This window comes from Listeria valentina (assembly GCF_011800755.1).
Classification (GTDB): domain Bacteria; phylum Bacillota; class Bacilli; order Lactobacillales; family Listeriaceae; genus Listeria; species Listeria valentina.
The window spans coordinates 1-1294 of sequence record NZ_JAATJW010000137.1 but is presented as its reverse complement, the minus strand read 5'-3'; the positions used below and the strand labels follow the sequence as shown (position 1 = coordinate 1294).

The 1294-nt window shown below is 36.1% G+C and carries 2 protein-coding genes; one reads left to right on the top strand and one right to left on the bottom strand.

The window, feature by feature from the left end; genetic code table 11:
* The first annotated feature begins 88 nt into the window (after positions 1-88).
* The gene (locus tag HCK02_RS13820) at positions 89-325 is read left to right on the top strand and encodes a DUF3006 domain-containing protein (RefSeq protein ID WP_208970491.1); all 237 of its coding nucleotides are present in this window, start codon (positions 89-91) and stop codon (positions 323-325) included.
* Between the two features lie 43 nt (positions 326-368).
* Here the strand turns inward: HCK02_RS13820 and HCK02_RS13815 are convergent, their stop codons facing one another.
* Complete coding sequence (locus tag HCK02_RS13815; protein ID WP_167630676.1) at positions 369-1046, bottom strand: Crp/Fnr family transcriptional regulator; 678 nt, start codon at positions 1044-1046, stop codon at positions 369-371.
* Positions 1047-1294: the final 248 nt, after the last annotated feature.

Here is a 1294-nt window from a genome sequence, read left to right as displayed (position 1 = left end):
GAAACTTATTCCGCAAGGAAAAGAAATGAAACATTTAAAGAAGATTATTTATCTTTCTAAAATATATTTTACGAGGTAGGTGAAGAATATGAAGCGAGAAATTAAAGCGACGCTTGACCGTGTGGAAGATGGCATAGCTGTTTTTATCACCTCTGAAAAGGAAATTTCGCTCGAGTGGCCGGAAAATGAGCTTCCAAATGGGCTTAAAGAAGGCGATATGGTGACGATTTTTGCTGAGATTAAAAAAGATCAAACGGCGACTCAGGAAAGCAAAAAACGAATTGAAGATAAACTTGAACAATTGCGAAACAAGAATGGGAAATGACGAAAAACCCTGCTATTCGAAGGAATAGCAGGGTTTTTCGTGCTTAGAAAGATAAATAATCTTCCTGTAGTTTTTGTGAGAACTTTTGCATGTTCAAAATGATAGGCCTGCGAGACTCAAGAATGCCCTCACGAGCTAACTCTTCAAATTGTTCCGAAATTCGGTTGCGTCCAGCACGAAGATAGCCGGCTAAAAAAGAAATACTAATATAATTTGGGAAAATAAGTGTCGCATTGTTTGTGGGAAGACTGAGGTCACGGGCGATACGATACAACTCCAGCGTTAGCTTTTGATAAAGCCCATACTGACTGTAGTGGTACCGAGAGGAGATATTTGCTAAATGATTGATTAGCTGGTTTTGAATAAACTGCTGAAGCTCAATGTCTGTAGCAATTAAAAGGTGCATATAATCTTGACTAATACGATAAAAAGATCCTTTTTCAAGTCCTTTTACACGATACTCCAATAGATTTTCTGTTTGAAATGTATCAGTGAAATTTTCAAAACCAAAGATTGTTCCAGGTTTGATGATTTTTTGTGGCATCCAGTAACCACGTTGATCATACGTTTCAATCAAGGCAAATCCTGACTCTAGAACTCCAATCGTTTTTTCCTTATGCAAAGAAGAGTATTCAAATAACTTCTTGCGATAAGAAAATGTTTCTTTTGTTACTCCTGATTGAAAGCGGGCTTCTTCAGCCAAATGCTCGAGAAAATTCATTTTTTAGTCTCCTACTGTGGGAACCTTGCTGTATTCTAGCATAGAAACTTTTGAAAAACAATCCATTTATTCACAAATTCGACAAAATTTAAACCTTTAACCTGTTACGGTGCACCAGCTTGGAATAAGGAAATACTCGATATAATTAATTTTGTCAACAAGTTAGTTATTGAAAAGTCTAGTGGTAATAAGTCAAGCTGAACTTTTAAATTATTTTCAAGGAAAAACTAATTTTTGAGCGCACTGAA

What these genes read in the sequence shown, in the direction of transcription:
- HCK02_RS13820 (WP_208970491.1), top strand. Translation starts at nt 89, where the DNA reads ATGAAGCGAGAAATTAAAGCGACGCTTGACCGTGTGGAAGATGGCATA.
- HCK02_RS13815 (WP_167630676.1), bottom strand. Translation starts at nt 1,046, where the DNA reads ATGAATTTTCTCGAGCATTTGGCTGAAGAAGCCCGCTTTCAATCAGGA.